The organism is Oceanicola sp. 502str15 (genome assembly GCF_024105635.1).
Lineage (GTDB): Bacteria > Pseudomonadota > Alphaproteobacteria > Rhodobacterales > Rhodobacteraceae > Vannielia.
In genome coordinates this window covers 3,689,701-3,714,926 of sequence record NZ_WYDQ01000001.1, presented here as the reverse complement: position 1 = coordinate 3,714,926, position 25,226 = coordinate 3,689,701, and the positions used below count along the sequence as shown (strand labels likewise).

The window sequence follows — 25,226 nt, the reverse complement described above, 5'->3', positions numbered from 1 at the left end:
GCCCAAAAGAAAAACCGCCGCGGGCCGAAGGGCGCGCGGCGGTTTCCTTTTGGTGGATGGCGCGCGTTTCAGGCGATGTTCTGGAACGAGGCGAAGCCTTCGAAGTTCGGGTGCCCCTCGAACAGCTTGCCGCCGCCGGTCTTGGCATGGGAGGCGCGGAACTGCTCGGAGCGGGTCCAGGCACGGAAACTCTCTTCGTTCTTCCAGACGGTGTGGGAGGCATAGAGAATGGTGCCGTCCTCGCGCTCCGGCCCCTTGAGCATGTGGAACTCGACGAAGCCCTCCATCTCCTTGAGGTGGGTGTCGCGCGAGAGCCAGACCTGCTCGAAGGCCTCGGCATTCTCGGGTTTCACGGTGAAGCGGTTCATTGCCAGATACATTTGGGTCTCCTTTGGTGCTCCGGTGTCTTTTTGGGTGTGAGGGTCAGCCCGGCGGGCGGGCGGTGTGGGGCAGCAGGAAGGTTGCGGGGGTGGGCGGCGCGGTGTTGACGCGCAGGGCACAGCCGTAGGCCTGGCTGAGGGCCGTGTCGGTGAGCACGGCGGCGGGCGGACCCTGATCCAGCCGACGACCTTCGGCCATGAGCATCACCCGGTCGGCATACATGGAGGTGAGGTTGAGGTCGTGCATCACCGCCACCACCCCGCCGCCCTGCGCGGCATAGCTGGCCATGAGGTCCATCACCTCGAGCTGGTGGCCGATGTCGAGGCTGCTCACCGGCTCGTCGAGCAGCAGCCAGCGCGGCCCCTCCGGCCCGACCGGCTCCCAGACCTGCGCCAGCACGCGGGCAAGCTGCACCCGCTGCTGCTCGCCGCCCGAGAGCGCGTTGTAATGGCGACCGGCAAAGCCCGCGAGCCCGACCCGCGCCAGCGCCTCTTCCACCCGGCCGGGCGGCGGCGGGGTGGCGGCTGCATCAAGGCCGAGTCGGACGATCTCGTGGACGGTGAAGGGAAAGGCGATGCGGCTGTGCTGGGGCAGCACGGCGCGGCGGGCGGCGAGCTGCCAGCCCGGGAGCGCGGCGATGTCATCGCCCTCAAGCCGCACGTTGCCGCGATAGGGCACTTCCTGGGTGATCGCCCGGAGCAGGGTTGTCTTGCCGGAGCCGTTCGGCCCCACGATCACCGTGACCTCGCCCGGGCGCGCCTCGAAGCAGACGCCCCGCAGCACCTTCGCCCGGCCAAGCTGCACCTCGATATCCGTTGCGCTCAGCATTCGCTCACAAGTCCAGCAGGCTGCGGTTGCGCAGCAGAATCCAGAGGAAGAACGGCCCGCCCAGCGTGGCGGTGACGATGCCGATGGGCAGCTCTGCCGGGGCGATCACCATGCGCGAGATCATGTCGGCCCCGATCAGCAGCGAGGCCCCCAGCAGTGCGGAGGCGGGCAGCAGGTAGCGGTGGTCGGGGCCGATGACGAGGCGCAGCAGGTGGGGCACCACGATGCCGACAAAGCCGATGCCGCCCGAGACCGCCACCGCCGCGCCGGTGGCCCCGGCGACCGACAGGATCGCCGCGTTCTTCATCCGCTGCACCGGGATGCCCAGATGCGCCGCCGGGGCCTCTCCCAGCGCCAGCGCGTTCAGCCCGCGCGCCAGAAAGGGCGAGGCGGCCAGCGCCAGCGCGATCAGTGGCCCGGCCACGGCGATCTTGCCCCATGTCGCCCCGGCCAGCGAGCCAAGGCCCCAGAAGGTGAGGTCGCGCAGTTGCGCATCGTCGGCCATGTAGACCAGCAGGCCCGAGACCGCGCCGGTCAGCGCCCCGAGCGCGATGCCCGCAAGCAGCATGACCGCGACCGAGGTGCGCCCGCCGCTGGTGGCGATGCGATAGAGCAGCAGCGTGGAGAGCCAGCCGCCGACGAAGGCGGCGACGGGCACGAGATAGAAGCCGAACGCCGATTGCAGGGCGAGCGGCAGCAGCCCGCCGAGCACGATTGCGGCGATGGCGCCAAGGCCGGCTCCGGCGCTCACCCCGACGAGGCCGGGATCGGCCAGCGGGTTGCGGAACAGCCCCTGCATCACCGCCCCCGACACCGCCAGCGCCGCGCCGACCAGCAAGCCCATTGCCAGCCGTGGCAGCCGGATGTCGAAGAGGATCAACGCCTCGCGTGCCCCCACCTCGCCGCCGGTCAGCACCTGCCCCAGAGCCGTCAGCAGGCTCGTGCCCGATGCCCCGGTGCCGAGGCTCGCCACCGAGACCAGCACCAGCAGGGCCGCGAGCGCCCAGAGCGCCAGCCATGCCCGGTGCCGCCTGTCGCCCTCGACGCGGTGCACCCGGGGCGCGGCTGTGGCGCGGGTCAGAACGTCGGCCACCCGGCGCCTACCTTTCGACCGTGGCAATTGCCTCGCTGAGGGCCTTCACCGCCTGCGGCGTGCGCGGCCCGAAGCCCAGCAGCAGAAGGCCCGGCTGGCGGACGATCGCGCCGGAGGCGGCGGCAGGGGTCTGGCCCAGCACCGGGTGGGCGATCACGTCGTCGGTGCCGCCGCCATGGTCGCCGCCGCGGTTCATCATCAGGATCACCTCCGGGGCCGCCTCCAGCACCGCCTCGTCGGAGACCTGCTTGTAGCCCTCGAAACCACTCAGCGCGTTGCGGGCCCCCGCCAGCTCGATGATTGCCTCGGCAGAGGTGCCCTGCCCCGCCGCCATCAGCCGCCCGCCCTGCATGGAGAGCACGAAGAGCACCCGGGCGGGCGTGTCGCTGCGGGCGGCGGCAACCGCGGCGGCGAGCTCCGCCTCGACCTGCGCTGCCAGTGCCGCGCCCTTGTCGGAGACGCCGAGCGCCCCGGCGACCACCTCGATCTTGCGGCGGATTGCGGCGGCGTCGAAACCATCGGGCACCACGACGAAGGGGATCTGCGCCGCCTTCAGCACATCCACCGTTTCGGGCGGGCCGCTGCTGGCTTCGGCGAGGATCATGTCGGGCCCGACAGACAGCACGCCTTCGGGCGAGAGCGCCCGCAGGTAGCCTACATCGGGCAGCGCCTGCGCCTCTGGCGGGAAGGTCGAGGTGGTGTCGCGCGCCACCAGCCGGGCCTCTTCGCCCAGGGCATAGACGATCTCGGTGACGGTGCCGCCGAGCGACACGATGGCCCCGGCGGCCGGGGTTTCCTGCGCCGCAAGCTCCCGGGCGGGTGCGGCGACGGCAAGGCAGGTGAGCAGGCCCAGAAGCGCAAGGGCCACCCGGCGGGAGGCATGCGGGCAACGGGCGGAAGACGGGGAAGCGGTCATGGCAGCGGCGACTTTCACTTGCGGAGATTTCGCGGTGTCGCTGGCCGCGCCGCGGGGGCGCATGTGCTGGCATGGGGCAATGCCCGAGATCTACTGCGCTTCCGACCCGACTTCAAGCCGCCCGAAGGCAAGGAGGCGGGCCTAAACGGCCTTGCAGGCAGAGGCAGGCCGCTGTCGGCGGGGCGTCAGCCGGCATCCTACCGGGGCGGCCTCACGCGGAGGTCATTTCCCAGCCGCGGATCAGCACGGCGGGGCGGGCCGGACGGGCCGACTGGAGGGTTCCGACGATCAGGCGGCGGCCGAGCCAGGCCCAGGGGCCGTCAGGGGCCTGCACCTCGATGCGCGACAGGGCGTAGCGCGGGCCGGGGCCGCTTTCGTCGATGATCACCCGATTGCGGATGGTGAGCAGGGTGCCGTCGGCAACCTCCATCTCGTAGAGCGCGTCGAGCTCCTTTGCCCCGTCGGCGCGCACAAGCTGGCGGTCGGCCCCGCCGGGCAGGACGGTGCCGTGAAACCCCTCAAGACCCGGCCCACCGCGAAACTCGCCTCCGGTGATGGGCACGATGCGGCGCTCGCCGTGCGGGCCGGGGCCGAAGCTGCGCATTTCGTCCACCTCGACGATGGCCTCCCAGAGCAGGCGGTGGCCGAGCGTGGGGGGCGCGATGGTGTCAAACTGGCTCACGGTGTTTTCTCCTCTGTCAGCTCGGTGGCACATGCATCGAGCGCCGCAAAGAACCGGCTCACGGCGGGGCCGACCCTGTCGGGACGCCAGAGATACCCGATCGGCGGCAGTTGCAAGCCCAGCCCGGCATCGAGCTCCTTCAGCAGGCCGATCGAGAGCCAGGGCATGACCACGCTGCGCGGCACCAGCGACAGAAGCTCGCCGGTCTTCAGCATCGACCAGCTGATGACCGGGATGCGCGAGGTCACATGGACAAGCTTCAGCTCGTCCCAGCCGTGTTGGATGCGCAGTTCGTCGAACTGGCCACGCGCGAGCGAGACGGCGGTGTGCTGCACCCAGGTTGCACGGTAGAGCGCCTCGATGGTCACTGTCTCGGCCCGGGCCAGCGGATGGGTGGTGCCCGCCGCCACGATCAGCTCGTCGGGCACCAGCACCTTGAACTCCCATCCGTCGGGGATGACCTCACGCTCGCGGCAGCAGACCACGTCGAACTCGTCGCCCGAGAAGGCATTGTCGAGCGCCTGCCCGATCACCGTTTGCACCTGCGTCAGAATGTTGGGATGCGCCGCGCCGAAGGCGGGCAGCGCCGCGTCGAGCAGGGCGCCGGTGGCGGCGACACTGGAGCCGACGCGCACCATGCCGCCCTCCCGGCGGTGATGCGAGGCGATGCGCTCGGCCCCCTCCTCGGTGGCGGCAACGATGCGGCTGGCGATGGGCAGGAGATCAAGTGCGGCGGGCGTGGGATCGACCCCCTTGGAGTGGCGCAGGAAGAGGCGGGTATCGAGCAGCTTCTCCAGCTCGACCAGAAGCTGGCTCATTGCGGGCTGGGTGATGCCCAGCGCCTGCGCCGCGCGGCCGATGCCACGCAGCTCGCAGAGCGCCATGAGCGCCCGCATGTGGCGGATCTTGGCGCGGGTGGTCAGGCGGTTGAGCAGGACGGCGGCGGTGAGGGACATTGCATAAGCATCAGTTATGGATGGGCCGCAAAAGGAATTACCAACCTATGGCCAAAGTCAATAGCTTCGGGGCGAGGAGACATTTGGGAGGATTCTCTATGCACCGTGACACTCACGTCCGCGTCGCCCGTCGGCGGCTGATGAAAACCCTTGGCGCCACCGCGCTGGCCGCGCTTTCGCTCGGGGTCATGCCCGCCGCCGCGCAGGCGCAGGAGTGGCCCTCGGGCTCGGTCCAGCTTGTGGTGCCCGCCAAGCCCGGCGGTGGCACCGATGCGGCGGCCCGCGTTCTGGCGGCCGCGCTTTCGGAACAGACCGGCGGCGATTTCGTGGTGGTCAACACCCCCGGCGGCGGTGGCGCCGTGGCCGCGGAGCAGGTGCGCACCGCCGCGCCCGACGGCCAGCAGCTGCTGTTCTACCACACCAGCCTGATCGCCACCTATCACACCGGTGGATACGACCAGAACCCGCTGGAAGAATTCAGCCTGCTTGCCGCCATGCCGGTGGGCGGCAGCTATGCCCTCGCCGTGGGGGCCGATGCGCCCTACGAGACCATGGGCGACCTGATGCAGGCGGCCACCGACAACCCCGGAAAGATCACGCTCGGCGTGCAGATCCGCGGCTCTTCCCACTTCATGGCCGGGCTGATCGAAATGGGCAATGACGCCAAGTTCCGCGTCGTCGAGGCGGGCAGCGATGCCGACAAGCTGGTGCAGCTTCAGGGCGGGCAGATCCAGGCCGCGCTGATCAACACGCCGGGCACGCTGCAATATGTCGAGAACGGCGACCTGCGCATTCTGGCGACCATTTCCGGCCAGCCCGACCGCGACCCGAACGCGCCCGATTACCCCTCTGCCGCCGAACTGGGCTTCGAGAATGCGGTTTACGGCCTCGATTTTCTCGTCTTCGGCCCGAAGGGAATGGACCAGGGCATGGCCGAGCAGATCAACGCCGCCTTCGGCGCGGTTCTGGATGACCCCGAGGTGTCCGGCCAACTCGAAAAGATGCGCTTTCCGGTGAGCCACCTCGGCCTCGCCGAGAGCCGCGCGCGCACCGTGGACGCCGACAAGCGCCTTGGTGCCACCGCGAAGGCCCTTGGCCTTAGCGACTGACACCGGCCCGCGGCGGGCCGCCCCTTTCGCGTCCCGCCGCCGCCCTCCCCTTCTCCTCCACAGCCATCCCCGATTGCAGGTATCCGTTCCGATGCAGAAAAGACCTTTGCCGCCCCTCCCCACCGATCCATTCGAGTGCCTCCAGCAAGGCTGCGAGCGTCCGTGGGAGGTGGATGTAGACCCTTTCGAGGTCGCCGAGCGCACCTGGTACGTGGGCAACAACTGGGTGGGGGCCTACCTGCTGGAGACCGACGCCGGGCTGGTGCTGATCGACACCACGATGCAGCCGCAGGTCTACCTGCTGTTCGAGGCGGTGCGGAAGCTGGGCTTCGAGCCGACCGATATTGCGCTGATCCTGATTTCGCACATGCACTACGACCACATCGGCGGCGTCCGGGCGGTGCAGGAGGCCAGCGGTGCGAAGGTGATGATGAGCCGCGAGGACTGGGCGTTCATGCAGGCCCGGCCCGACCAGATCTTTGCCAGTGGCTACCCCTGCGGCGACTTCACGCCCGATGCCTTCTATTCCGACGACACCCCGGTCATGCTCGGCGACCGCTCGATCCGCACCCTGCTGACCCCGGGCCACACGCCGGGCACCACCTCGTTTTTCTTCGAGGCCGGGGGGCGGCTGTGCGGGCTGCATGGCGGCGTTGGGCTGAACACGCTGGCCGATGAGTTTCTGGCCGAGACCGGGCTGCCGGTGAGCGCACGCGACGCCTACCTCGCCTCCATGCTGAAGGTGCGCGAGATCCCGGTGGAGATCACCCTTGGCTCCCACCCGGCGCAGGTCGGGATGCTCGGCAAGGTCGACACCATCCGACCCGGCCGGAACCCGTTCTACGACCCCTCCACCTGGCACGCGCTGATCGACGGGCGCATCGCGCAGGTGCGCGACCTGATGGGACAGGCGGCATGACCTATTCCTTCGACATGAGCCCCGAGGCCAAGCTGGCGCTGGCCGGCGAATTGCGCGAGGGCACCCTGCTGCCCCCGACCATCACCCCCGAGATGGAGGCAGATCTGGCCGCCGTGACCGTGGAGGAGCTTGCCGTGCCCACCCGCGTCGGCCCGTCCCGGGTGATGAAGGTGACGCCCGCCGAGGGCACCGCCCCCCGGCCCTGCTTCATCAACTTTCATGGCGGCGGCTTCGTGCGCGGATATCATCGCCGCGATACGATGTTCTGCGCCCAGCTCGCCCGGGCCACCGGGGCGCTGGTGCTCGACGTCGACTACCGGCTTGCCCCCGAGCACCCCTTTCCCGCCGGGCTGCACGAGTGCCATGACGTGGTCGCCTGGACCTTCGAGCAGGCCGGAGCCCTCGGGATCGACCCCGCACGCATTGCCATCGGCGGCCATTCGGCAGGCGGCAACTTCACCGCCTCGATCTGCCAGATGGCGCAGGAGAGCGGCGCGTTCCGGGTGTGCGGGCAGCTGCTCGACTATCCGTTTCTCGATGCCGCCACCCCGCCGGAAGACAAGATCGACCCACGCTCGATCATGCCGGCCGAGCGGATGCACGCCTTCAACGTGCTCTACTGCCAGGTGCCCGAAAACATGCGCAATCCGCTGGTCTCGCCGGTTCTGGCCGCGCCCGAGCTGCTGGAGGGCCAGCCCCCCGCGCTGATGATCGTCGCCGGGCTCGATCCGTTGCGCCACGAGGCGCATCGCTATGCCGGGCAGCTCATTGCCGCGGGTGTCGATATCGAGGTGCGCCAGTTCGACGATTGCGACCACGGCTGGGTCGTGAGCGGCAAGGCCCGCCACGAGGAGGCGCGGGCGCGGATCTTCGGCTGGCTGAACCGGCTTTACGGCTGAAACCATTCAAGGGAGGACAACATGAAAGCAACCAATCTCATCGGGGCCGCAGTGGCACTGACACTTGCGGCGGGCGCGACGGCGCAGGCCGCCGAGTGGCCCACCCAACCCGTGCAGATCATCGTGCCATCCAAACCCGGCGGCGGAACCGATGTGATGGCGCGGATCTTCTCCGACTATCTCGCCCGCGAAACCGGCGGCGACGTGGTGGTGGTGAACGTCGATGGCGGCGGCGGCTCGATTGCCTACAATCAGGTGATGACCGCCGCGCCGGACGGCAACACCATTCTGTTCAACCACACCGGCCTGCTGGCGGGCTACCACACAGGCCACAGCGACATCGGGCTTGATGACTTTACCACCATCGGCGTGGCGCAAAGCTATGCGCCGCAGGTCTATGCCGTGGCCGCCGATGCGCCTTGGGATACCATGAAGGAGTTCGTGGACGACGCCCGCGCCAACCCCGGGGCGCGCACCGTCGCGGTGTCGCTCGGCCGCACGACCCATTTCATCGCGGGCCTCATCATGATGAACGAGGATGTGGACCTGAAGCTGCTCGAAGCCTCCGCCGAGGTCGACAAGGTGGCGGCGATCCAGGGGGGCCATATCGAGATGGGCAACCTCGGCGCGGGCTCGGCCAAGCAATACGAACAGGCGGGCGACATGAAGGTGCTCTGCCTGCTCGACCCCGAACCTCATCCCGCCTATCCCGAGTACGAGACCTGCGTGCAGCAGGGCGTGAATGTGAGCTGGCTGGCGCCACTGGTCCTTTGGGGCCCGAAGGACATGGACCCGGACCTCGTGGCCACGATCAACGCCGCAACCGCCGGCATGGCCGAGGACGCCACGGCACAGGACGCCCTGAAGAAGGCGGACAGCGTGTTCACCTACTACGACGTGGAGGGCGCGCAGGAGCTGATGGCCACGGAGGACGCCAAGATTGCGGCGCTGGCCGAACGACTGGGCCTCTCACGCTGATCGTCGGCATGTGACAGACCATACCGCGGGGGCGGGCCCAACCGGCCCCCGCAGCCTTGAGGGAGGACAGGATGAACACCGAAAAGCCGCTTGGAGCCGGGCTGGTCGCATTTGCGATTGCCGGAATCCTCGTGACCATGCAGATCAGCGTGCGCACGTTCAACGACGACCCGGGGCCGCGGCTCTTTCCGCTGCTAGGGTTCTCGATCCTGCTGCTCTGCGGGCTCGGGATGGTGCTGACCAGATCGAAGATCTCGGACGTCCTGCGTGAGGAAGAGGAGGCGGCCGCCGGGACCGACCAGACGCCCGCTGCCCGCAGGGGGGCCATCATGTTCGGCCTTCTGGTGGCCTACTCCCTCGCCCTCTGGCTGCTCGGCTACTACATCGCCACGCCGCTGATGGTCTACGCCTTCTACCACACCATCGCCGGGGCCGAGCGCCGGGTCTGGTGGCGCGGGGCGCTCTATGGGCTTGCCGTCACCGGCGGCGTGCATCTGGTGTTCTCCGAACTGCTGAACACGCTCCTGCCCTCCGGCATCCTCTTCTGACGGGCCAAGAAAAATGCAAGACATCCTCGCCAGCTTCGGCACGCTCCTCGCCCCGATGACCCTGCTGGTCATCATCCTTTCCACCGCGCTCGGCATCGTTCTGGGCGCGATCCCCGGCCTCTCGGGCGGGCTCGGCGTGGCGCTTCTGCTGCCGATCACCTTCGGCATGCCGCCCGAGGTGGGGCTGGCGATGCTGGTCTCAATCTGGGTCGGCGGCGTGTCGGGTGCCATGATCGGCTCGATTCTGCTGGGCATTCCCGGCTCGCCCTCGGCCATCGCCACCTGCTTCGACGGCTACCCGATGACCCGCAATGGCCAGGCCGTGAAGGCGCTCGGCGCGGCTATCACTGCCTCCTTCATCGGCACCTTCCTGTCGATCCTCATCGCCATGGCCGCCTCGCCGCTGATGGCGCGCCTCGCGCTGAAGATGGGGCCGTGGGAGTATTTCTCGCTCGGGTTCTGCGCCATCTCGCTGGTGGCGGCGCTGTCGCGCGGCTCGGTCTTTCACGGGCTGGCCGCCGCGGCCCTCGGGCTCATCCTTGCCTCGGTGGGCTTCGCGCCGATCGACGGATACCCGCGCTTCACCTTCGGCAACATCTACCTCAACGGCGGGTTCGACCTGATTCCGCTGATGCTTGGTTTCTTCGCGCTCAAGCAGATCGTGCAGGACTATGCCCGCGGGCAGCAGCAGGTGCCGGAGGTGGATGCGAGCGACATCAAGGGTTTTGGCGTGACGTGGAAGGAGTACCGCGACAACACCTGGAACATGATCCGCTCCTTCATGATCGGCCTTTGGATCGGCTTCCTGCCGGGCATGGGCGCGGCGCTTTCGAACATGGTGGCCTATGCGCAGGCCAAATCGGCCAGCAGGCACCCGGAGAAGTTCGGCAAGGGCTGCGTCGACGGCGTTTTTGCCTCGGAAACCTCCAACAATGCGAGCGTGGGCGGCTCGCTGATCCCGATGGTCGCCCTCGGCATTCCGGGGGACGGGGTCACGGCGATCCTGCTCGGCGGGCTGATGATTCATGGCGTGCAGGCCGGGCCGCTGCTGTTCAACAACAACCCCGAGATCGTCTATGCGCTGTTCCTGACCGCGCTGATCGCCGCGGTTCTGGTGCTGGTGATGCAGTTCTGGGGGATGCGGCTGTTTCCGGCGATCCTGAAGATTCCGTATCACTACCTCTACCCGGCGATCGTGGTGCTGGGCTTCATGGGCGTCTTCGTCGGCTCCTCGACCGCCTTCAACTACGTGCTGCTGCTCGGGTTTGCCGGGCTCGGGCTGGCGATGGACAAGCTGCGCCTGCCGATCGGCCCCTTCATCCTCGCCTTCATCCTCGCCCCGATGCTGGAGCTGAACCTGCGGCGCGGGATGACCTACACCGACGATGGCATCCTGCCCTTCTTCACCCGCCCGATCTCCGGCCTGCTGCTCTTTGCGGCCGTGCTGAGCATCGTTTCACCCTTCCTGATGCCATGGCTGAGAAGCCTGCGGCGGGCGCGTCAAGGCGGCTGACCGGGGCACTCACCGCGCGGGCCAGCCCTGTCGAATCAAGTTCGACGGGCTGGCTGCCCGGCCCTGCGGGCGATTTTTCTCCTTGATATCAGTCTCTTTCGCCGCATTACATGGTCGCCGCCTAACTGAGTTGACATATCAAGAGACACCCCTATTCTGACCTGAGTTGAATCATCAACTCCGCACCCGGGGAGGTGTGCGGGACTTCAGGGAGGATATTCCATGACACGCGCCATCCACGCGGCCCTTGCGGCCGTGATAGCTACCGCTTTGCCCGCAGCCGCCGGGGCCGACACGATCAAGGTCGGGGTCGTCGCGCCCTTTTCCGGGCCCTTCGCCATCTACGGCAAGCAATACCAGGAGGCGGTGGAAACCTACGTGGCCCAGCATGGCACCACGGCGGGCGAGCACGAGATCGAGTTCATCTACAAGGACGTGGGCGGGCCGAACCCCGACCAGTCGCGCAGCCTCGCGCAGGAGCTGCTGATCCGCGATCAGGTGGATTATCTCGCCGGTTTCACCTTCACCCCGAACGCGCTGGCCGTAGCGCCGCTGATCGAGCAGAGCCAGACGCCGACGGTGATCTTCAATGCCGCCACCTCCTCGATCAACAAGGAGAGCGAATTCTACCTGCGCACCAGCTACACCCTCTGGCAGGTTTCCGCGCCGCTGGCCGAATGGGCCTATGACCAGGGGATGCGCACGGCGGCGACCACCGTGACCGACTACGGCCCCGGGATCGACGCCGAAAACGCCTTCAAGGCCGCCTTCGAGGCCAGGGGCGGCGAGGTCGTGGATTCGATCCGCATGCCGCTCAGCACCACCGATTTCACCCCTTTCATCCAGAGCGTGCGCGACGCCGCGCCCGATGCGGTCTTCACCTTCCTGCCCGGCGGCCCGCCCACCTTCACCTATACCAAGACCTACAACGAGAACGGTCTGGCCGAGGCAGGCATCAAGTTTCTCGGCACGGCGGAGACCGAAGAGGTGAACCTTCAGGGGCTGGGCGATGCCGCCATCGGGCTGACAACGGCCTACCACTACTCGGGCGCGCATGACTCCGACGAGAACCGCGCGTTTCAGGCCAAGCTCACCGAGCTGTTCCCCGACGCAATCGCCAACTGGGCCTCGGTCGGCGCCTATGACGGCACCCACCTGATCTACCAGATGGTTGCCGCCGCCGGGTCCGACGGCCCCGCCGCCGTCGAGGCCGCCAAGACCATGGAATGGGAAAGCCCGCGCGGCCCGGTCAAGATGGACCCCGACGCCCGCACCCTGATCCAGAACGTCTACATCCGCGAAGTCGCCCGCGACGAGGACACCGGCAAGCTGGTGAACCGCGAGACCGGCGTGATCGCCACCGTGGGCGACCTCGGCTGGGACAAGTGATCCTCCCCGCTCCGGGCCGGTCCGCCGGCCCGGGGCTGATCCAGCGATTGAAAGCCAGATGACCCTGTTTCTCAACATACTCGTGGACGGCGTTGCCTACGGGATGATCCTGTTCATGATCTCCGTCGGCCTCTCCGTCACCATGGGCCTGATGCGGGTGGTGAACCTCGCCCACGGCGGTTTTGCCCTGCTGGGCGGCACCTTTGCCCATTGGTTCGCCGCCGACCTCGGCCTGCCGTTCTGGCCTGCGCTGGCGCTGGCGATTGCCGCAACCGTGGCGCTCTCGGTGCCGCTGGAGCGGGTGATCTATCGCCGGATCTACGGCTTTACCGACCTGCAGCAGGTGCTGGCCACCATCGGCCTGACCTTCCTGATGATCGCCTCGGTCAACCTCTGGCAGGGCTCCAGCCTGCTCTCGGTGCCGCTGCCCGAGGGGCTGAAGGCCAGTGTCGATCTCGGCTTCCGCACGCTGCCGGTGCATCGTCTGCTGGTCATCGCCGGTGGTCTGGCCGTGGTGCTGGGCCTCTGGCTGCTGCTCGAGCGCACCCGCTTCGGCATCCGCCTGCGCGCCGCCGTCGACAATCGCGGCGCCGCCTCGGCCCATGGTATCGACACCGACCGCATCTTCATGGCCGCCTTCGCCCTCGGCGCGGGCCTCGCGGCATTCGGCGGTGTGCTCGGCGCAGAGATCCTGCCGATCGACGCCTATTATCCGCTCCGCTACATGGTGCTCTTCCTGATCGTGGTGGCGGTGGGCGGCATGGGCTCCATCGCGGGCAGCTTCCTGGCCGCCATCGGGCTGGGCCTGCTGGAAACCGCGGCCCGCTACCTTGCGCCCGACTTTGCCACCATCACCTTCTTCGCGCTGGTCATCGCGCTTCTTGCGCTGCGCCCGAACGGGCTGATCGTGAGGACATCATGAAATCCTGGATCCCGCCGCTGGCCCTTCTGGCCCTCGCTGTCGCGCTCCATTTCGCGCTGCCCTACAACCTCGCCTTCCTCACCCGCATCCTGATCATGGCGGTGTTGGTGCTCTCGCTCGACCTTGTGCTCGGCTTCGCGGGCATCGCCACTCTCGGGCAGGCCGCCTTTTATGGCGCAGGCGCCTATGCGGCCGGGCTTTTCGCGATCCACGCCTGGGCCGACCCGATTGCCGGCCTTCTGGTGGCCGGGGTGGCAGGGGCGGCGCTGGCCTTCATCTCGGGGCTGATCGTGCTGCGCGCCCATGGGCTGACGCTGATCATGCTCACCATCGCCGTGGCCGCCATCTGCCACGAGGTCGCCAACAAGGCGCGTGACCTCACCGGCGGGGCCGACGGGCTGCGCGGCATCCGGATGGAGCCGGTGCTGGGCCTCTTCGAGTTCGATTTCGTCGGGCAGACCGGCTTCTGGTATGCCCTCGCCGTCCTCGCGACCGTCTTCGCCTTCCTCACCCTGCTCACTCGCGCGCCCTTCGGCCTGTCGCTGCGCGGCATCCACGAAAGCCCCGAGCGCATGGCCGCCATCGGCACCTCGGTCTACTGGCGGCGCGTGGCGGCCTACACCATCGGCGGGGCGATTGCGGGGATCGCGGGCGCGCTCTCGGCGCAGGTGACACAGCTTGTGAGCCTGGAGTCCTTTTCCTTCACCCTCTCCGCCGAAGCCCTGATCATGCTCATCCTCGGCGGCACTGGCAGGCTCTACGGCGCGGTGCTGGGCACCCTCGTTTTCATGTTCGTCCACCACTGGGCCGCCGCGAACGACCCGTTCAACTGGCTCTTCGTCATCGGCGCGCTGGTGCTGGCGGTGGTCTTCTTCCTGCCGCGCGGGCTGGTCGCCGTGCCCACCGCGCTGAAACGCCTGGGAGGTCGCGATGCAGGGACTTGAGGTACGCGGACTTTCCAAGCGGTTCGGCGGGCTGACCGTGTCGGAGAATATCGACTTCGACCTGAAGCCGGGCGACCGCAAGGCGCTGATCGGCCCCAATGGCGCAGGCAAGAGCACGTTCTCAAACCTCGTCACCGGCATCCTGCCGCCCTCCTCGGGGGCGATCCGCTTCGACGGGGTGGACATTGGCCGCCTCAACGAGGCTCAGCGGGTCAAGCGCGGCATCGCCAAGACCTTCCAGATCACCACGCTGTTCCGAGACCTCACGGTGCGCGAAAACCTCCGCCTGCCGATCCTCGAGCGGCAGGGGCGCGGGTTTTCCATGTTCCGCCGGGCCGATGGCAATGGCGAGACCGAGGCAGAGGTGGCCGCACTGATCGACCAGTTCGCCCTGGAGCCGCTGGCCGACAGGCGCGTGGCCGATCTCGCCTATGGCCAGCAACGGCTCGTCGAACTGGCGCTCACGCTGGCCCTGCGTCCGCGCGTGCTGATCCTCGACGAACCGGCCGCCGGAGTGCCCTCTTCGGAAACCCATCTGATCGTGCAGGCCATAGAGGCCCTGCCTGCCGATCTCGCCGTGCTCATCATCGAGCACGACATGGATCTCGTCTTCCGGGTCGCGCAGCAGATCGTGGTGCTGGTGCAGGGGCGCATTCTGACCGAGGGCACGCCGCAGGAGATCGCGGGCAATGCGCAGGTGCGCGAGCTTTACCTTGGAGGGCACGGAAATGGCTGATGCGCTGAGGCTCGAGAACGTCACCGCGGGCTATGGCCCGACCCATGTGCTGAACGGCATCGACCTTGTGATCCCCCGCGGCGAACGGCTTGCCGTGATCGGACGCAACGGCGCGGGCAAGACGACCCTGCTCGCCACCATGATGGGGCTGACAAAGCTGCACGGCGGCACCGTCAGCCTGAACGGGCAGGCCGTGAGCGCCCTGCCCCCGCACCGCCGCAACGCCGCCGGCCTCGGGCTCGTGCCGCAGACACGCGACATCTTCAAATCGCTCTCGGTCGAAGAGAACCTGCTCGCCGCACAGCGCGGCGAGGCAACGCTGGAGGAGGCCTATGCCCTCTTCCCCCGGCTCAAGGAGAGGCGGCGCAACGGCGGCGGGCAGCTTTCGGGCGGCGAGCAGCAGATGCTCGCCATCGCCCGCACCCTGATGACCGGCCCGCAGACCCTGCTGCTCGACGAGCCGCTCGAAGGCCTCGCCCCGGTGATCTGCGAACAACTGATGCAGGTGTTCGAGGGCCTCGCCGCAGAGGGTCGCACGGTGGTGCTGGTGGAACAGCACGCCGAGGCGGCGCTCAACTTCGCCTCCCGCGCGCTCATCATGACCGGCGGGGCCATCGTGCATGACGGCCCTGCCTCCGCGCTGAAGGGCTCCGACCTGCTCGAACGCCACATCGGCGTGGCGCTGGCCACATGACCGGAAAGGAAACCACCATGACCCTGATCGAGGGCCACGCCCCGCTCACCCCCGATGCCTCCATTCCGGTGCTCGACGTCGATCCCTACGACGAGACCGTTCTGGCCGACCCCTTCAGCTGGTATGCCGCCCTGCGCGAGGCCGGGCCGGTCGCGTTCATTCCGCGCTACAACGTGCTCGCAGTCGGGCGCTACGAGGAAACCCGGCAGACCTTCTCGGACCACGAGAACTTTGTCTCCTCCCGGGGCATCGGCTTCAACGATTTCAAACTCGAGAAGCCCTGGCGCCCGCCCTCGATCATCCTCGAGGCCGACCCGCCCGATCACACCAAGACCCGGCGGGTCATGTCCAAGGCGCTCTCGCCCAAGGTGGTGCGCACCCTGATGGACGATTTCCGGGCCGCCGCCGAGGAGGTGGTGGACGCTCTGCTGGAGCGCTCCGAGGTCGAGGGCGTGGTGGAGATTGCCGAGGCCTTCCCCACCCGCGTCTTTCCCCGCGCCGTGGGGATGCGCGATGTGAACCCGCGCCATCTGGTGGATTACGGGGCCATCGTCTTCAACGCGGTGGGCCCCGACAACGCCCTGCGCCGCGCCGCCATGGCCCGCGCGCCCGAAGTCGCCGCATGGATCAACGCCGCCTGTGCCCGTGATCGCCTCACCGACGACGGGCTTGGCGCGCTGGTCTACGGTGCCGCCGACGAGGGCGAGATCACGCCGGACGAAGCCGCCATGCTGGTGCGCAGCTTCCTCTCCGCCGGGGTCGACACGACCGTGACCGGCATCGGCAACGCGCTCTGGTGCTTCTCGCAGAACCCCGACCAATGGGAGGCGCTGAAGGCCGACCCCTCGCTCGCCCGCCCGGCCTTTGAGGAGGTGCTGCGCATCACCTCGCCGGTGCACACCTTCCTGCGGACCGCCAACCTCGACACCGAAATCGCCGGCCATCCCGTGCCCGAGAGCGCCAAGGTGCTCTGCGTGCTCGGCGCCGCCAACATGGACCCCGAGAAATGGGGCGACCCGGAGGCCTTCCGGATCGACCGCCGCCCGGTCGGCCACATGGCCTTCGGCGCGGGCATCCACGGCTGCGTCGGCCAGAACATCGCCCGGGGCGAACTCGAAGCCCTTCTGTCGGTCATGGCCGAGAAGGTCGACCGCATCGAACCCGCCGGCCCGGCCCGTTGGCGCCCCAACAACGCGATCCGCGCCCTCGACCGGCTGCCGCTGAAACTCATCCCGAATTAAAGGACATCCCATGGTTAAAGTGACCTACAGGCAACCCGACGGCAGCGAGCAGACCCTCGAAGGCAAGCCCGGCGACAGCGTGATGCAGCTCGCAATCGGCGCGGGCGTGCCCGGCATCGTGGCCGAGTGCGGCGGCTCCATGGCCTGCGCCACCTGCCACGTCTATGTCGACGACGCCTGGACCGGAAAGACCGATACACGCTCGGAAAGCGAGGAAGACATGCTCGATTGCGCCATGGCTGAAATGAAGGACAGCTCGCGCCTCTCCTGCCAACTCCGTCTGACCGAAGCGCTCGACGGCCTCGTCGTGCATATCCCCGAGGAGCAGTTCTGAACCGGGCCGTGCCCCTCGTGACAACGCGCCCGAACCCGGATATCGGTGAGCGCTTGAAAGGGCCAGCCGCATGACACGAGCCGATCAGATCACCGCGCAGGACGAGAGATTTCATCCGCCGACCCGCAACCGGGAAGGCGCCGAGATTCTCGACATCGACTACTACGCGCCCTTTCTGCTGAATGCCGTGGCCAGCGCCTGGGGGCGGCAGACCTCGGCAATCTACCGGCGCGACTTCGGCCTCGGGCTGACCGATTGGCGGGTGCTCGCGATGCTCAATATCGAGCCGGGCATCACCGCCAGTCGCGTCTGCGACGTGATCCGCATGGACAAGGCCGCCGTCAGCCGCTCGCTGAAAACCCTGAACGAGATGGGCCACCTGCGCCACGAGCAGCCCGGCGCCGACCCGCGCAAACGGCTCTGGTGGCTCTCTGACCGGGGCCTGCAGGTTCACGCCGAGATTCTGGCCGTCGCGCTCGGCTGCGAGGCGGACCTGATCCGGGACATCGCGCCCGAGGATCTGGAGACCTTTCTCAAGGTGATGCGCCAGATGCTGGCAAACATCGACCCGAAGTAACTGGCGAACTGGCGCTCAGGGCCTTTTGCCCGTTTCCGGCTGCCTTGCAGAGGACCGGCGGGGCTGAAACGGCAAAAAATGCCACTTTCGCAGGTTCCCGCACGTCACCCGCCTAGAATTGGCTAAATCAAGTCAACGTTCTGACAGATTTGACTTTCAACTTCCAGATGTAACACCCGCCCAGATTGTGCGGCCCGCGCTTCGGATTCCTTATTCGGGTGACTTGCCTGAAAAGGGACCGAAGGACAGAAGGAGCGAAAATTGCAGATCCTTGCAGTCGATGATGACACCACCTTTCTTCAGTTGCTGAAGTCTGTGCTCACGCACGCCGGGTATGACCAGGTTGAAACCGCCTGCGACGCCGACAGCGCCGAGGCCAGGATCGCGGCCGCGAAGGAGCCCTATGACTGCATCCTCCTCGACATCCAGATGCCGGGCACCTGCGGCATCGAGCTCTGCGCCCGGATCCGCAAACTGCCGGACTATGCCATCACACCCATCCTGATGCTGACCGCCCTGCTCGACGAAGCCTCGATCGACCGGGCCTTCAACGCCGGCGCGTCGGACTACGTGACCAAGCCGATCAAGGGGCTGGAACTCGGCGCCCGCATCCGCACCGCCCGCCTGTTGGCGGAGCAGACCCGCAAATCACTGGGCCTCGAACGCTCGGAAGCCCAGCTCAGCGCCCGCCTCGACAAGCTGATGCAGGTTCCGGTATCGGAAGCCGTCGAGATCGAAGGCGTTCCGGCCTGTGTGTCGCAGCGCGACCTCGAGCACCTGCTCTCGCTCCTGCCCGAAAAGATCCTTGCGATCGCGAGTTTCGCTTTGAGGGTGGAAGATATTGCCGAGATGAACGGCGCCATGACCCGCGACGCGTTTTCAGGCTTTCTCGCAGAAGTGGCCGGGACCATCTCGCACAAGCTCACACCTAGTCAGCACTACATCACCTATGTCGGTGACGGCATTTTCGGCTGTGTGGTTCTGGGGAGCGGCTGCCGGTCGTTCGATCTGAAGGCCGATGAGCCCGATTTCTGGAACACACGCACCGAAGCCATGGGCGGCAGCCCCCGCAATGTGCGGCTGAGGGTGAACGCGGCCGAGGGTATGGAGCCGGAGACGGGCAAGGATTGCGTGGACTCCCTGCGCTCTGCAATTGCCGGAGCCTCCGAGGATGGTCTGATGAACCGGCTGCAGCAGAAGCTCGATCACAGCAGGGCCAAGGAAGGCGTGATCGTTCCGCGGCGTCCGCGCCTTGGCATCACGCGCCGCGTGGCCCGGCAGCACAGCGAACCCACTCTGGATACGAACTGACGGCAAAAGCCGATGGGCGGCGGGGTTCAGCCCGCCGGCCTCGCGTTCTGCCAGATGGTGACCACTTCCGCAGCCAGCGTAAGCGGATCGAAGGGTTTGGCGATGACCTTCTCGGAGCCGAGTTCCATCAGGTGCTCGACATCGCTTTCCTGGGCCTTCGCCGTCATGAAGACCACCGGCACACGATCAAGGTCAGGCAGCAGACGCAGCCCGGTCAGGGTCTCTTCGCCGGTCATGTCCGGCATCATGACATCGAGAAGGAAAATGTCGGGGTCGAAGCCCTTGGCGACCTCGAGGGCTTCCTTTCCGCTCGAACATTGAAGAACTTCGAGCCCGCCCACGACCGAAAGGGCGATCTGGGCGATTGCGCGGATGTCATCGTCGTCGTCAACGTGAAGGACGCGCGGAAGCGGTGCTGATGAGTTATTCACGGTGGGTGATGCGCAAAAACACTTGAACTGTACCTCCTTTCGTTGATCGACTCTTAAACCACTGGTTGAACCATAATAAAGACTGAGGGCGTTGGTAAGCTCAACTGCTTTCGGGGCGTTCCGGTTCCATCGCCTCGCTCACATTGAACAGCGCGGCCTGAGATTTATCGCCGTCGAGCTCGAAACGGGGGCCCACCGGAACGGCGTCCAGACCGATCCGCTTGAGCCAGCGCTGAAACACCGCCGGCACGATTCCGACAACGTGATCAGCACCTTCACTGCGCGCGGTGGCCGCCATCTTCAGCATCAGCAGACTCTGCACCTCGGCGCGGCGGGAGGCCGGAACGCGGTCGAGCAGAAAAAGACGCGTGGCCTCCCAGATCTTTTCAGAAACCGGCGCCTCGGCGTAGAGCGGGTCGAGCGGCAGGCCCTTCAGAAGGCCCAGTTGGGCGTCGCGGATCATGTAGGTGTGCAAGCCGCAGCGGGCCGTGGTGGGCGCAATGCGGATGCCCGCCAGCACCTCGTTGCCCTCATGCACCACGATCCAGCGGGCCTCGGGCGTATCGTACTGGTCGAACTCCATGCCGCGGGTTTCCGAGAGCTGCCACCCCTTGGACACGATGAAGACCTCGCGCCGCGCCTGCAGGTATTTCACCATCAGGTCGCCGTGCAGGTGCATCGTTTCGAGGGACATGGAGGTTGCGCTCAGGCCGCTCGGCCGGGCTTCTTCGGAGGGCTTCGGCGCGGGGTGCACGCGCGGCTCTTCCTCCTGGCGCGAAAAGCGCCTTACCACTCCAGGAGTGATCAATTCAGGAAACACGCGCTGAGCCTTCGTGGCCTCCAGACCGTGATAATGTCGCATCTAACCCCAACCCAAGGTAGTTATCCCCATCTTTACTTTCTCTGTAGTTGTCAGAAGGCGCCACATTTTCGCCACGTAAGCCTTCTACTCATCCTATGAGTGTGTCCCGCATGCACAGGTGTAGCGGAGAAACGAACAAACGCAGGTACATGCGTTGTTGGAGAGGCAGTGTGAATTTGGAACCCAGCCGAGCGTTGTTGCGTCTCGAGGCCAAGAACACGAAGATTCTGGCCAAGCAGATGAAAGACTACGCCACAGTCGGAAAGAACCTGGTGTGGCAGCGGCAGATGATCTTTGCCGCCGCACTGATCCTCGCGGGCTACTACTACAGCGTCGCGCTGGCCGTCACCACGGCGGTGCTCATCGCGCTTTCCGAGATCTACGATTTCGTCATCTTCCGCCGCATCCTCGCGTGGCGGGGCCAGAACCCCAAGATCGGGCGGCAGCTTCTTAACGGCCTCTATGGCGGCACGATCATCAGTGCCTCGGTGATCGTGTTCTACTCGATCTCCATCGCGCTGACCCAGGGCCCCGGGGCGCATTTCATGTCGCTCTTCTTCCTGTTCGCGGCCGCCCTGTTTGCGGCGGTGAACAACCACCAGATCCTGCCGATCCTGATCCTGCGGCTCGGCATGTACGGCGCGACGTTCATCTTCATTCCGGTTCACGATATCTGGGTGACGGGCGCCTCGATCCACTCGGAGCTCTGGGCACAGCTGTTCACCAGCGTCTTCGTTCTGTACTTCGTCGTCGATTGCTCGCGGATCTATCTTTCGTTCTACCGCGGCAAGTTCGAGCAGGTCGAAGCGCTCCAGAACGAGAACTACAAGGCCCAGGAATCCTACAAGGCGAAGAACGAGTTCATCTCCACGATGAGCCATGAACTCCGCACGCCCCTGACCTCGATCAAAGGCTCGATCGACCTTGCCCACGCCGGCCACCTCGGTCCGCTCAGCGACCAGGCCAAGCAGGTCATGGGCATCGCCCAGCGAAACTGCACCCGACTGATCGAACTCATCGACGAGATCCTCGACATCCAGAAGATCGAAGCCGGGCGCATGCCCTTCAAGATGCAGCCCTTCGATCTGGCCTCGATGGTCGAGCAGTCGGTCGCCTCCAACGCGCCCTACGCCGCGCGGCTGGGCGTGCGCCTTGGCTACGAGGGTGTCGACAGCGTCGTTCAGGTGATCGGCGATGCCGCCCGGATCGAGCAGGTTCTGACCAATATCATCTCCAACGCCGCAAAGTTCTCGCCCGAGGGCGGGCTGGTGCGCGTTCGCCTCGAGGTTGCCGACGGCACCGTGCGTGTATCGGTCATAGACGAGGGCTCCGGCCTGTCCGAGTCCGACCGTGAGCGTGTCTTCGACAAGTTCAGCCAGGTGGACTCGTCCGACACGCGCAAGATCGGCGGAACCGGGCTTGGCATGAACATCTCGAAGCAGATCATGCAGGCCCACGACGGCACGATAAACTACACCAAGAACGAAGGAAGGGGGACGACCTTCTTCTTTGAACTTGGGGTTGATTCGGAATTCACGGCCTCACCCCGGGAATCCGACGAGCAGGATGCCTCCGACGCGGCGGATCTGACCAGCGCCCGCCGTGTTGTTTCTGCCCTGCGGTGAGGTTTTTCGATCTCGCCACCGCCAATCGGGCCGGTCGCGCGAAAGAAGATTAAGAAAAAGCTCCGCCACCTACGGTTGAACCAATTTCTGCCGCATTCCGTTTTTAAGATTCCTTTAAGTAGAAGGAACAGGTCAATGAAAACACTCACAGTAGATGATGATCCGATTTTCCGGGAAGCCTTCGAGGCGGTGCTTCGTCATCACGATGTGACAGACATTCAATCGGCAGCGTCCGGCCAAGAGGCGCTCCGTATTGTCAGCCAGCAGGTCGTGCCGTTCGACTGCATCTTCGTCGATATCCAGATGCCGGAAATGGACGGTATCGAACTGGTCGGCATCCTGCGTGCGATGGACCCGGAGGGCCACTCGCAGATCGTCATGGTCACCGGCATGTCGGGCCGCCAGCATATCGACCAGGCCTTCATGGCCGGTGCTGTCGACTATATCACCAAGCCGCTGGAGCCACTCGAGTTCAAGACCCGGCTCGCCTCGATCGTACGCCTGCACGAGGGCCGCCGCCACAACGCCGCGATCCAGGAGCAGCTCAAGGCCGCCACGTCGCAGCAGCATCGCTACGACTTCGAGGATGCCGAGACCCCACCGGACGTCACCGGCCTGATCTCCTTCACCGCCCTGCGTAACTACCTCAAGGCCATCGGCCGCCCGCGCTACGCGATGAGCCAGCGCATCGGGATCACGGTCGAGAACGCCGCCAGCATCTACGTCCGCACCAATGATGAAGAGTTCCTCGACATCATGGGTGACGTGGCCGAGGTCATCGTTGATACTCTGAGGGGCAACCAACTGTTGCTGGCCTATGCCGGCAGCGGCGATTTCCTGGCGGTAACGACGGCAACCCACATGGCTTCCCCGGATCGGATCGAAAACCAGATCAACACGGCCCTGGAGGAATTCCAGGAGACCTACCTCACCAATTGCTGCCCGGTCGTGCGCGTGGGCAAGCCGACCCGTGGCTCGTTTTTCTCGCGGAGATCCATTGATGAAACCATCGAGGAAACTCTGCTGGGCGCACGCACACGCCCGAATGTGCAACAGTACCCGAGAAGGAAGATCGCCTGATGAATTCCGCGTTCAATCGTTCCAGTATGCCCGTTGATGCCGCAAATTCCTTTGCGGCCATGCTCGCGCCGGTGCGGGTGGCCTTCCTCAAGTCCCTGCCGGAACACATCTGCTTCTTCGAAGAATACCGCGATGCCGAGGCCGGCGCGAAGCGCGACGACATGGAGCAGCAGCTCGCGCGCCGGGCGCATCGGATCGTTGGCGTTGCCCAGACCCTGAGCTACGGACGGCTCGGCAGGCTGGCATCGCGGCTCGAATATGCCCTAACCGACGGCAACGCCGAGGCCGACGTGCCGCCTCTGGTCACGGAAGTCATTGAAGAGATGCTGTTCGCCACGAACTCCTGATACTTTCAGCTCTTTCCCCTCCGAGGAAAGGATCCCGCGCAGTCTCTGCAAGCGGGCGGATGCGGCTTGCCTTGTGCGAGCCGCATTTGCCGTTGCGAGTGTCGCGCCAGGATCACGAACGCCGCCGAGATACAACTTTGGGTCGAATTCCCGTTTGACAGTTGAGGGGCTCCGTTGGACCCTTCCGCGCAAACAAAAGTCGAGGGTGGAGCCGTGTCTGAACAACTGGAAACCGAGCCGTCCGACACGATGTCGGTCGAGGCCAGGCACGATTTCGCCCTCCGCCAGCTCTTCATGCTCTCGCTGGACCCGGACGTCAGCTTTGATGGCAAGGTTTCGGAGCTGCTACGGATCGGTTGCCTGGCCCTGGAGCTTCCGCTGGGGATCGTCAGCAAGATCAACGGCGATGCCTACCGGATCGAGTATGTCAGCGGTGAGGATTGGGCCCCCGAGGCGGGGACCGCGTTCAACCTTGGCGAAACCTATTGCACCCATACGCTGGCCGCCAACGGCGTTCGGCATTTTCACCACGCGGGCGAATCCGAGATCGCCGAACACCCCTGCTACGTGTCGTTCGGGCTCGAAAGCTACATCGGCGTGCCGCTCCGGGTCGGGCTTGATCGCGTCGGCACGCTGAATTTCTCCGGCCCCGACCGCCGAGAGCCCTTCTCGTCCAAGGAAGAGGAACTGGTCCGCCTCTTCGGCCGCTGGCTCGGGCAGGAATGGCTGAACTGGAAGAAGTCGACGGACCTCGCCGAGAAGACCATGGTTCTCGATGCCATCGTCGACTCCGTGCCCGAGGGCATCATGTCGGTCGACGAGGAGCGGCGGATCACCATGGTGAACCGGGCGACCGAACGGATCTTCGGCTTTGCAAAGGAGGAGATGATCGGAAAGACCACCGAGATCTTCTTCACCGACAAGCTCGCCTTCGAAGAGAACGGCGACGCGATCTACCGCAAGGTTCGCGAAGCCGGCGACCGGCGGCTCGAGCTGGACCTGCAACGCAGAGACGGCAACGTGTTTCCCGCCGAGCTGTTCTTCACCCCGCTCAAGCACGAGAACGCACCGCGCCTTGGCATCCTCGGCGTGGTCAAGGACATCACCGAGCAGAAGGCCATCGAGATCGCCCGCGAAGAGCTGATTTCCACGGTCTCGCACGAACTCCGCACACCGATCACCGCCGCCAGTGCCGCGGTCAAGCTGCTCGACCTCGAGAAAGACAAGTTCAACGCCGTCTCGCAGACCTCGCTCGAGATCGCGGGTCGCAATCTGGACCGCCTGATGACGCTGGTCGGTGACCTGCTCGATTTCGAGCGTCTGAGCGCCGGGGGCCATGTTCAGGACGCAAAAGCCGTCAACCTGCAGGCCCTCCTCGAGAATGCCGCGCGCGAGATCAGCCCCTTCGCCGATCAGCATGGCGTGGCCGTGAAGGTCGCAGGCAGCCCGGCCGCCAAGGCCTCGGTGGTGGGCGAAGAACGACGCCTGCTTCAGGTGCTCAACAACCTCCTGTCCAATGCAATCAAGGCATCGGATCGCGGGGCAAACGTGGAGCTGGGCCTGACCACGCCACATGCGGGCTTCTGGGTCCGCGACACCGGCCCCGGCATTCCCATAAGCCTGCAGCCAAGGCTCTTCGAACGTTTCTCCCGCGCGCCCGAAAGCTACCAGAAGGGCCAGTCCGGAACCGGCCTCGGCATGGGCATCACGAAAACCATCGTGGAACAGCACGCAGGCACCATCGAGTTCGACACCGGCGCAGGCCGCGGCACGACCTTCACCGTGCAGTTCCCGGAGGCAACGCACTGAGACTGCGGGTGAGGTTCTTGAAGCGCATTTTTTCGTTAACCTCGCCACGCCTTGCTCCCCGCAACTCCCCGGACCACACCGCCGGGGAGGACGCTGAACGCG

Annotated in this window: 27 protein-coding genes; 19 read left to right on the top strand and 8 right to left on the bottom strand. The window is 66.1% G+C overall.

All coding sequences use genetic code 11. From position 1 onward, the window contains the following. Positions 1–68 precede the first annotated feature (68 nt). The 6 genes from GTH22_RS18255 to GTH22_RS18230 all read right to left on the bottom strand — a co-directional run bounded on the left by GTH22_RS18255 (position 69) and on the right by GTH22_RS18230 (position 4,856). On the bottom strand, positions 69–380 hold the full coding sequence (locus GTH22_RS18255) for an antibiotic biosynthesis monooxygenase (RefSeq protein ID WP_252947016.1): 312 nt from the start codon (positions 378–380) through the stop codon (positions 69–71). A gap of 43 nt (positions 381–423) precedes the next feature. Then, positions 424–1,209: a heme ABC transporter ATP-binding protein gene (locus tag GTH22_RS18250; RefSeq protein ID WP_371928368.1), complete on the bottom strand. Its 786-nt coding sequence runs from the start codon at positions 1,207–1,209 to the stop codon at positions 424–426. A 4-nt stretch (positions 1,210–1,213) separates the two neighbouring features. Continuing rightward, positions 1,214–2,302, bottom strand: a complete 1,089-nt coding sequence (locus GTH22_RS18245; RefSeq protein ID WP_371928367.1) for a FecCD family ABC transporter permease — start codon at positions 2,300–2,302, stop codon at positions 1,214–1,216. Between the two features lie 7 nt (positions 2,303–2,309). Further along, positions 2,310–3,170: an ABC transporter substrate-binding protein gene (locus tag GTH22_RS18240; RefSeq protein WP_252947015.1), complete on the bottom strand. Its 861-nt coding sequence runs from the start codon at positions 3,168–3,170 to the stop codon at positions 2,310–2,312. Positions 3,171–3,429: 259 nt separating this feature from the next. Further along, positions 3,430–3,900, bottom strand: a complete 471-nt coding sequence (locus tag GTH22_RS18235; protein WP_252947014.1) for a DUF3237 family protein — start codon at positions 3,898–3,900, stop codon at positions 3,430–3,432. After that, a complete protein-coding gene (locus tag GTH22_RS18230) occupies positions 3,897–4,856 on the bottom strand; it encodes a LysR family transcriptional regulator (protein WP_252947013.1) in 960 nt (319 codons plus the stop codon). Before GTH22_RS18230 ends, GTH22_RS18235 begins: the two co-directional genes overlap by 4 nt. Positions 4,857–4,954: 98 nt before the next feature. Between GTH22_RS18230 and GTH22_RS18225 the strand changes: the two genes are divergently transcribed. From GTH22_RS18225 to GTH22_RS18155, 15 genes are all read left to right on the top strand, one after another. Further along, positions 4,955–5,965: a tripartite tricarboxylate transporter substrate binding protein gene (locus GTH22_RS18225; protein ID WP_252947012.1), complete on the top strand. Its 1,011-nt coding sequence runs from the start codon at positions 4,955–4,957 to the stop codon at positions 5,963–5,965. Between the two features lie 91 nt (positions 5,966–6,056). Continuing rightward, positions 6,057–6,884 (top strand): MBL fold metallo-hydrolase, encoded by an 828-nt coding sequence (locus GTH22_RS18220; RefSeq protein ID WP_252947011.1) that lies wholly within the window; start codon positions 6,057–6,059, stop codon positions 6,882–6,884. Continuing rightward, positions 6,881–7,783, top strand: a complete 903-nt coding sequence (locus tag GTH22_RS18215) for an alpha/beta hydrolase (RefSeq protein WP_252947010.1) — start codon at positions 6,881–6,883, stop codon at positions 7,781–7,783. The genes GTH22_RS18220 and GTH22_RS18215 overlap by 4 nt, the downstream gene beginning before the upstream one ends. Positions 7,784–7,804: 21 nt before the next feature. After that, positions 7,805–8,761 (top strand): tripartite tricarboxylate transporter substrate binding protein, encoded by a 957-nt coding sequence (locus GTH22_RS18210; RefSeq protein ID WP_252947009.1) that lies wholly within the window; start codon positions 7,805–7,807, stop codon positions 8,759–8,761. Positions 8,762–8,832: 71 nt separating this feature from the next. Next, positions 8,833–9,309: a tripartite tricarboxylate transporter TctB family protein gene (locus tag GTH22_RS18205; protein ID WP_252947008.1), complete on the top strand. Its 477-nt coding sequence runs from the start codon at positions 8,833–8,835 to the stop codon at positions 9,307–9,309. 13 nt (positions 9,310–9,322) lie between these two features. After that, positions 9,323–10,822 (top strand): tripartite tricarboxylate transporter permease, encoded by a 1,500-nt coding sequence (locus tag GTH22_RS18200; RefSeq protein WP_252947007.1) that lies wholly within the window; start codon positions 9,323–9,325, stop codon positions 10,820–10,822. Positions 10,823–11,044: 222 nt separating this feature from the next. Further along, positions 11,045–12,211 carry an ABC transporter substrate-binding protein gene (locus GTH22_RS18195; RefSeq protein ID WP_252947006.1) on the top strand — a complete coding sequence of 389 codons (1,167 nt, stop codon included), beginning with the start codon at positions 11,045–11,047 and terminating at the stop codon, positions 12,209–12,211. A 58-nt stretch (positions 12,212–12,269) separates the two neighbouring features. Further along, positions 12,270–13,133 (top strand): branched-chain amino acid ABC transporter permease, encoded by an 864-nt coding sequence (locus tag GTH22_RS18190; RefSeq protein WP_252947005.1) that lies wholly within the window; start codon positions 12,270–12,272, stop codon positions 13,131–13,133. Further along, positions 13,130–14,077: a branched-chain amino acid ABC transporter permease gene (locus GTH22_RS18185; protein WP_252947004.1), complete on the top strand. Its 948-nt coding sequence runs from the start codon at positions 13,130–13,132 to the stop codon at positions 14,075–14,077. The genes GTH22_RS18190 and GTH22_RS18185 overlap by 4 nt, the downstream gene beginning before the upstream one ends. Next, the gene (locus tag GTH22_RS18180; protein ID WP_252947003.1) at positions 14,064–14,813 is read left to right on the top strand and encodes an ABC transporter ATP-binding protein; all 750 of its coding nucleotides are present in this window, start codon (positions 14,064–14,066) and stop codon (positions 14,811–14,813) included. The genes GTH22_RS18185 and GTH22_RS18180 overlap by 14 nt, the downstream gene beginning before the upstream one ends. Beyond that, positions 14,806–15,507 carry an ABC transporter ATP-binding protein gene (locus tag GTH22_RS18175; RefSeq protein WP_252947002.1) on the top strand — a complete coding sequence of 234 codons (702 nt, stop codon included), beginning with the start codon at positions 14,806–14,808 and terminating at the stop codon, positions 15,505–15,507. Before GTH22_RS18180 ends, GTH22_RS18175 begins: the two co-directional genes overlap by 8 nt. Beyond that, positions 15,504–16,748 carry a cytochrome P450 gene (locus GTH22_RS18170; RefSeq protein ID WP_252947001.1) on the top strand — a complete coding sequence of 415 codons (1,245 nt, stop codon included), beginning with the start codon at positions 15,504–15,506 and terminating at the stop codon, positions 16,746–16,748. The genes GTH22_RS18175 and GTH22_RS18170 overlap by 4 nt, the downstream gene beginning before the upstream one ends. A 10-nt stretch (positions 16,749–16,758) precedes the next feature. Beyond that, positions 16,759–17,082 carry a 2Fe-2S iron-sulfur cluster-binding protein gene (locus GTH22_RS18165; RefSeq protein ID WP_252947000.1) on the top strand — a complete coding sequence of 108 codons (324 nt, stop codon included), beginning with the start codon at positions 16,759–16,761 and terminating at the stop codon, positions 17,080–17,082. Positions 17,083–17,152: 70 nt separating this feature from the next. After that, on the top strand, positions 17,153–17,659 hold the full coding sequence (locus GTH22_RS18160) for a MarR family winged helix-turn-helix transcriptional regulator (protein WP_252946999.1): 507 nt from the start codon (positions 17,153–17,155) through the stop codon (positions 17,657–17,659). Between the two features lie 261 nt (positions 17,660–17,920). Beyond that, on the top strand, positions 17,921–18,970 hold the full coding sequence (locus tag GTH22_RS18155) for a PleD family two-component system response regulator (protein WP_252946998.1): 1,050 nt from the start codon (positions 17,921–17,923) through the stop codon (positions 18,968–18,970). A 26-nt stretch (positions 18,971–18,996) separates the two neighbouring features. On the opposite strand, the gene GTH22_RS18150 is transcribed toward GTH22_RS18155, so the two are convergent. Both GTH22_RS18150 and GTH22_RS18145 read right to left on the bottom strand, forming a co-directional pair. Next, complete coding sequence (locus GTH22_RS18150) at positions 18,997–19,401, bottom strand: response regulator (RefSeq protein ID WP_252946997.1); 405 nt, start codon at positions 19,399–19,401, stop codon at positions 18,997–18,999. Between the two features lie 100 nt (positions 19,402–19,501). Next, entirely contained in the window at positions 19,502–20,095 is a 594-nt protein-coding gene (locus GTH22_RS18145) for an acyl-homoserine-lactone synthase (RefSeq protein WP_252946996.1), read from the bottom strand. A 407-nt stretch (positions 20,096–20,502) separates the two neighbouring features. Here GTH22_RS18145 and GTH22_RS18140 point away from each other — a divergent pair, with 407 nt between their 5' ends. From GTH22_RS18140 to GTH22_RS18125, 4 genes are all read left to right on the top strand, one after another. Further along, entirely contained in the window at positions 20,503–21,888 is a 1,386-nt protein-coding gene (locus GTH22_RS18140) for a sensor histidine kinase KdpD (protein WP_252946995.1), read from the top strand. Between the two features lie 135 nt (positions 21,889–22,023). Further along, on the top strand, positions 22,024–22,968 hold the full coding sequence (locus tag GTH22_RS18135) for a two-component system response regulator (RefSeq protein ID WP_252946994.1): 945 nt from the start codon (positions 22,024–22,026) through the stop codon (positions 22,966–22,968). Further along, entirely contained in the window at positions 22,968–23,315 is a 348-nt protein-coding gene (locus GTH22_RS18130; protein WP_252946993.1) for an Hpt domain-containing protein, read from the top strand. The genes GTH22_RS18135 and GTH22_RS18130 overlap by 1 nt, the downstream gene beginning before the upstream one ends. A gap of 213 nt (positions 23,316–23,528) precedes the next feature. After that, positions 23,529–25,124: an ATP-binding protein gene (locus tag GTH22_RS18125; protein ID WP_252946992.1), complete on the top strand. Its 1,596-nt coding sequence runs from the start codon at positions 23,529–23,531 to the stop codon at positions 25,122–25,124. Positions 25,125–25,226 lie beyond the last annotated feature (102 nt).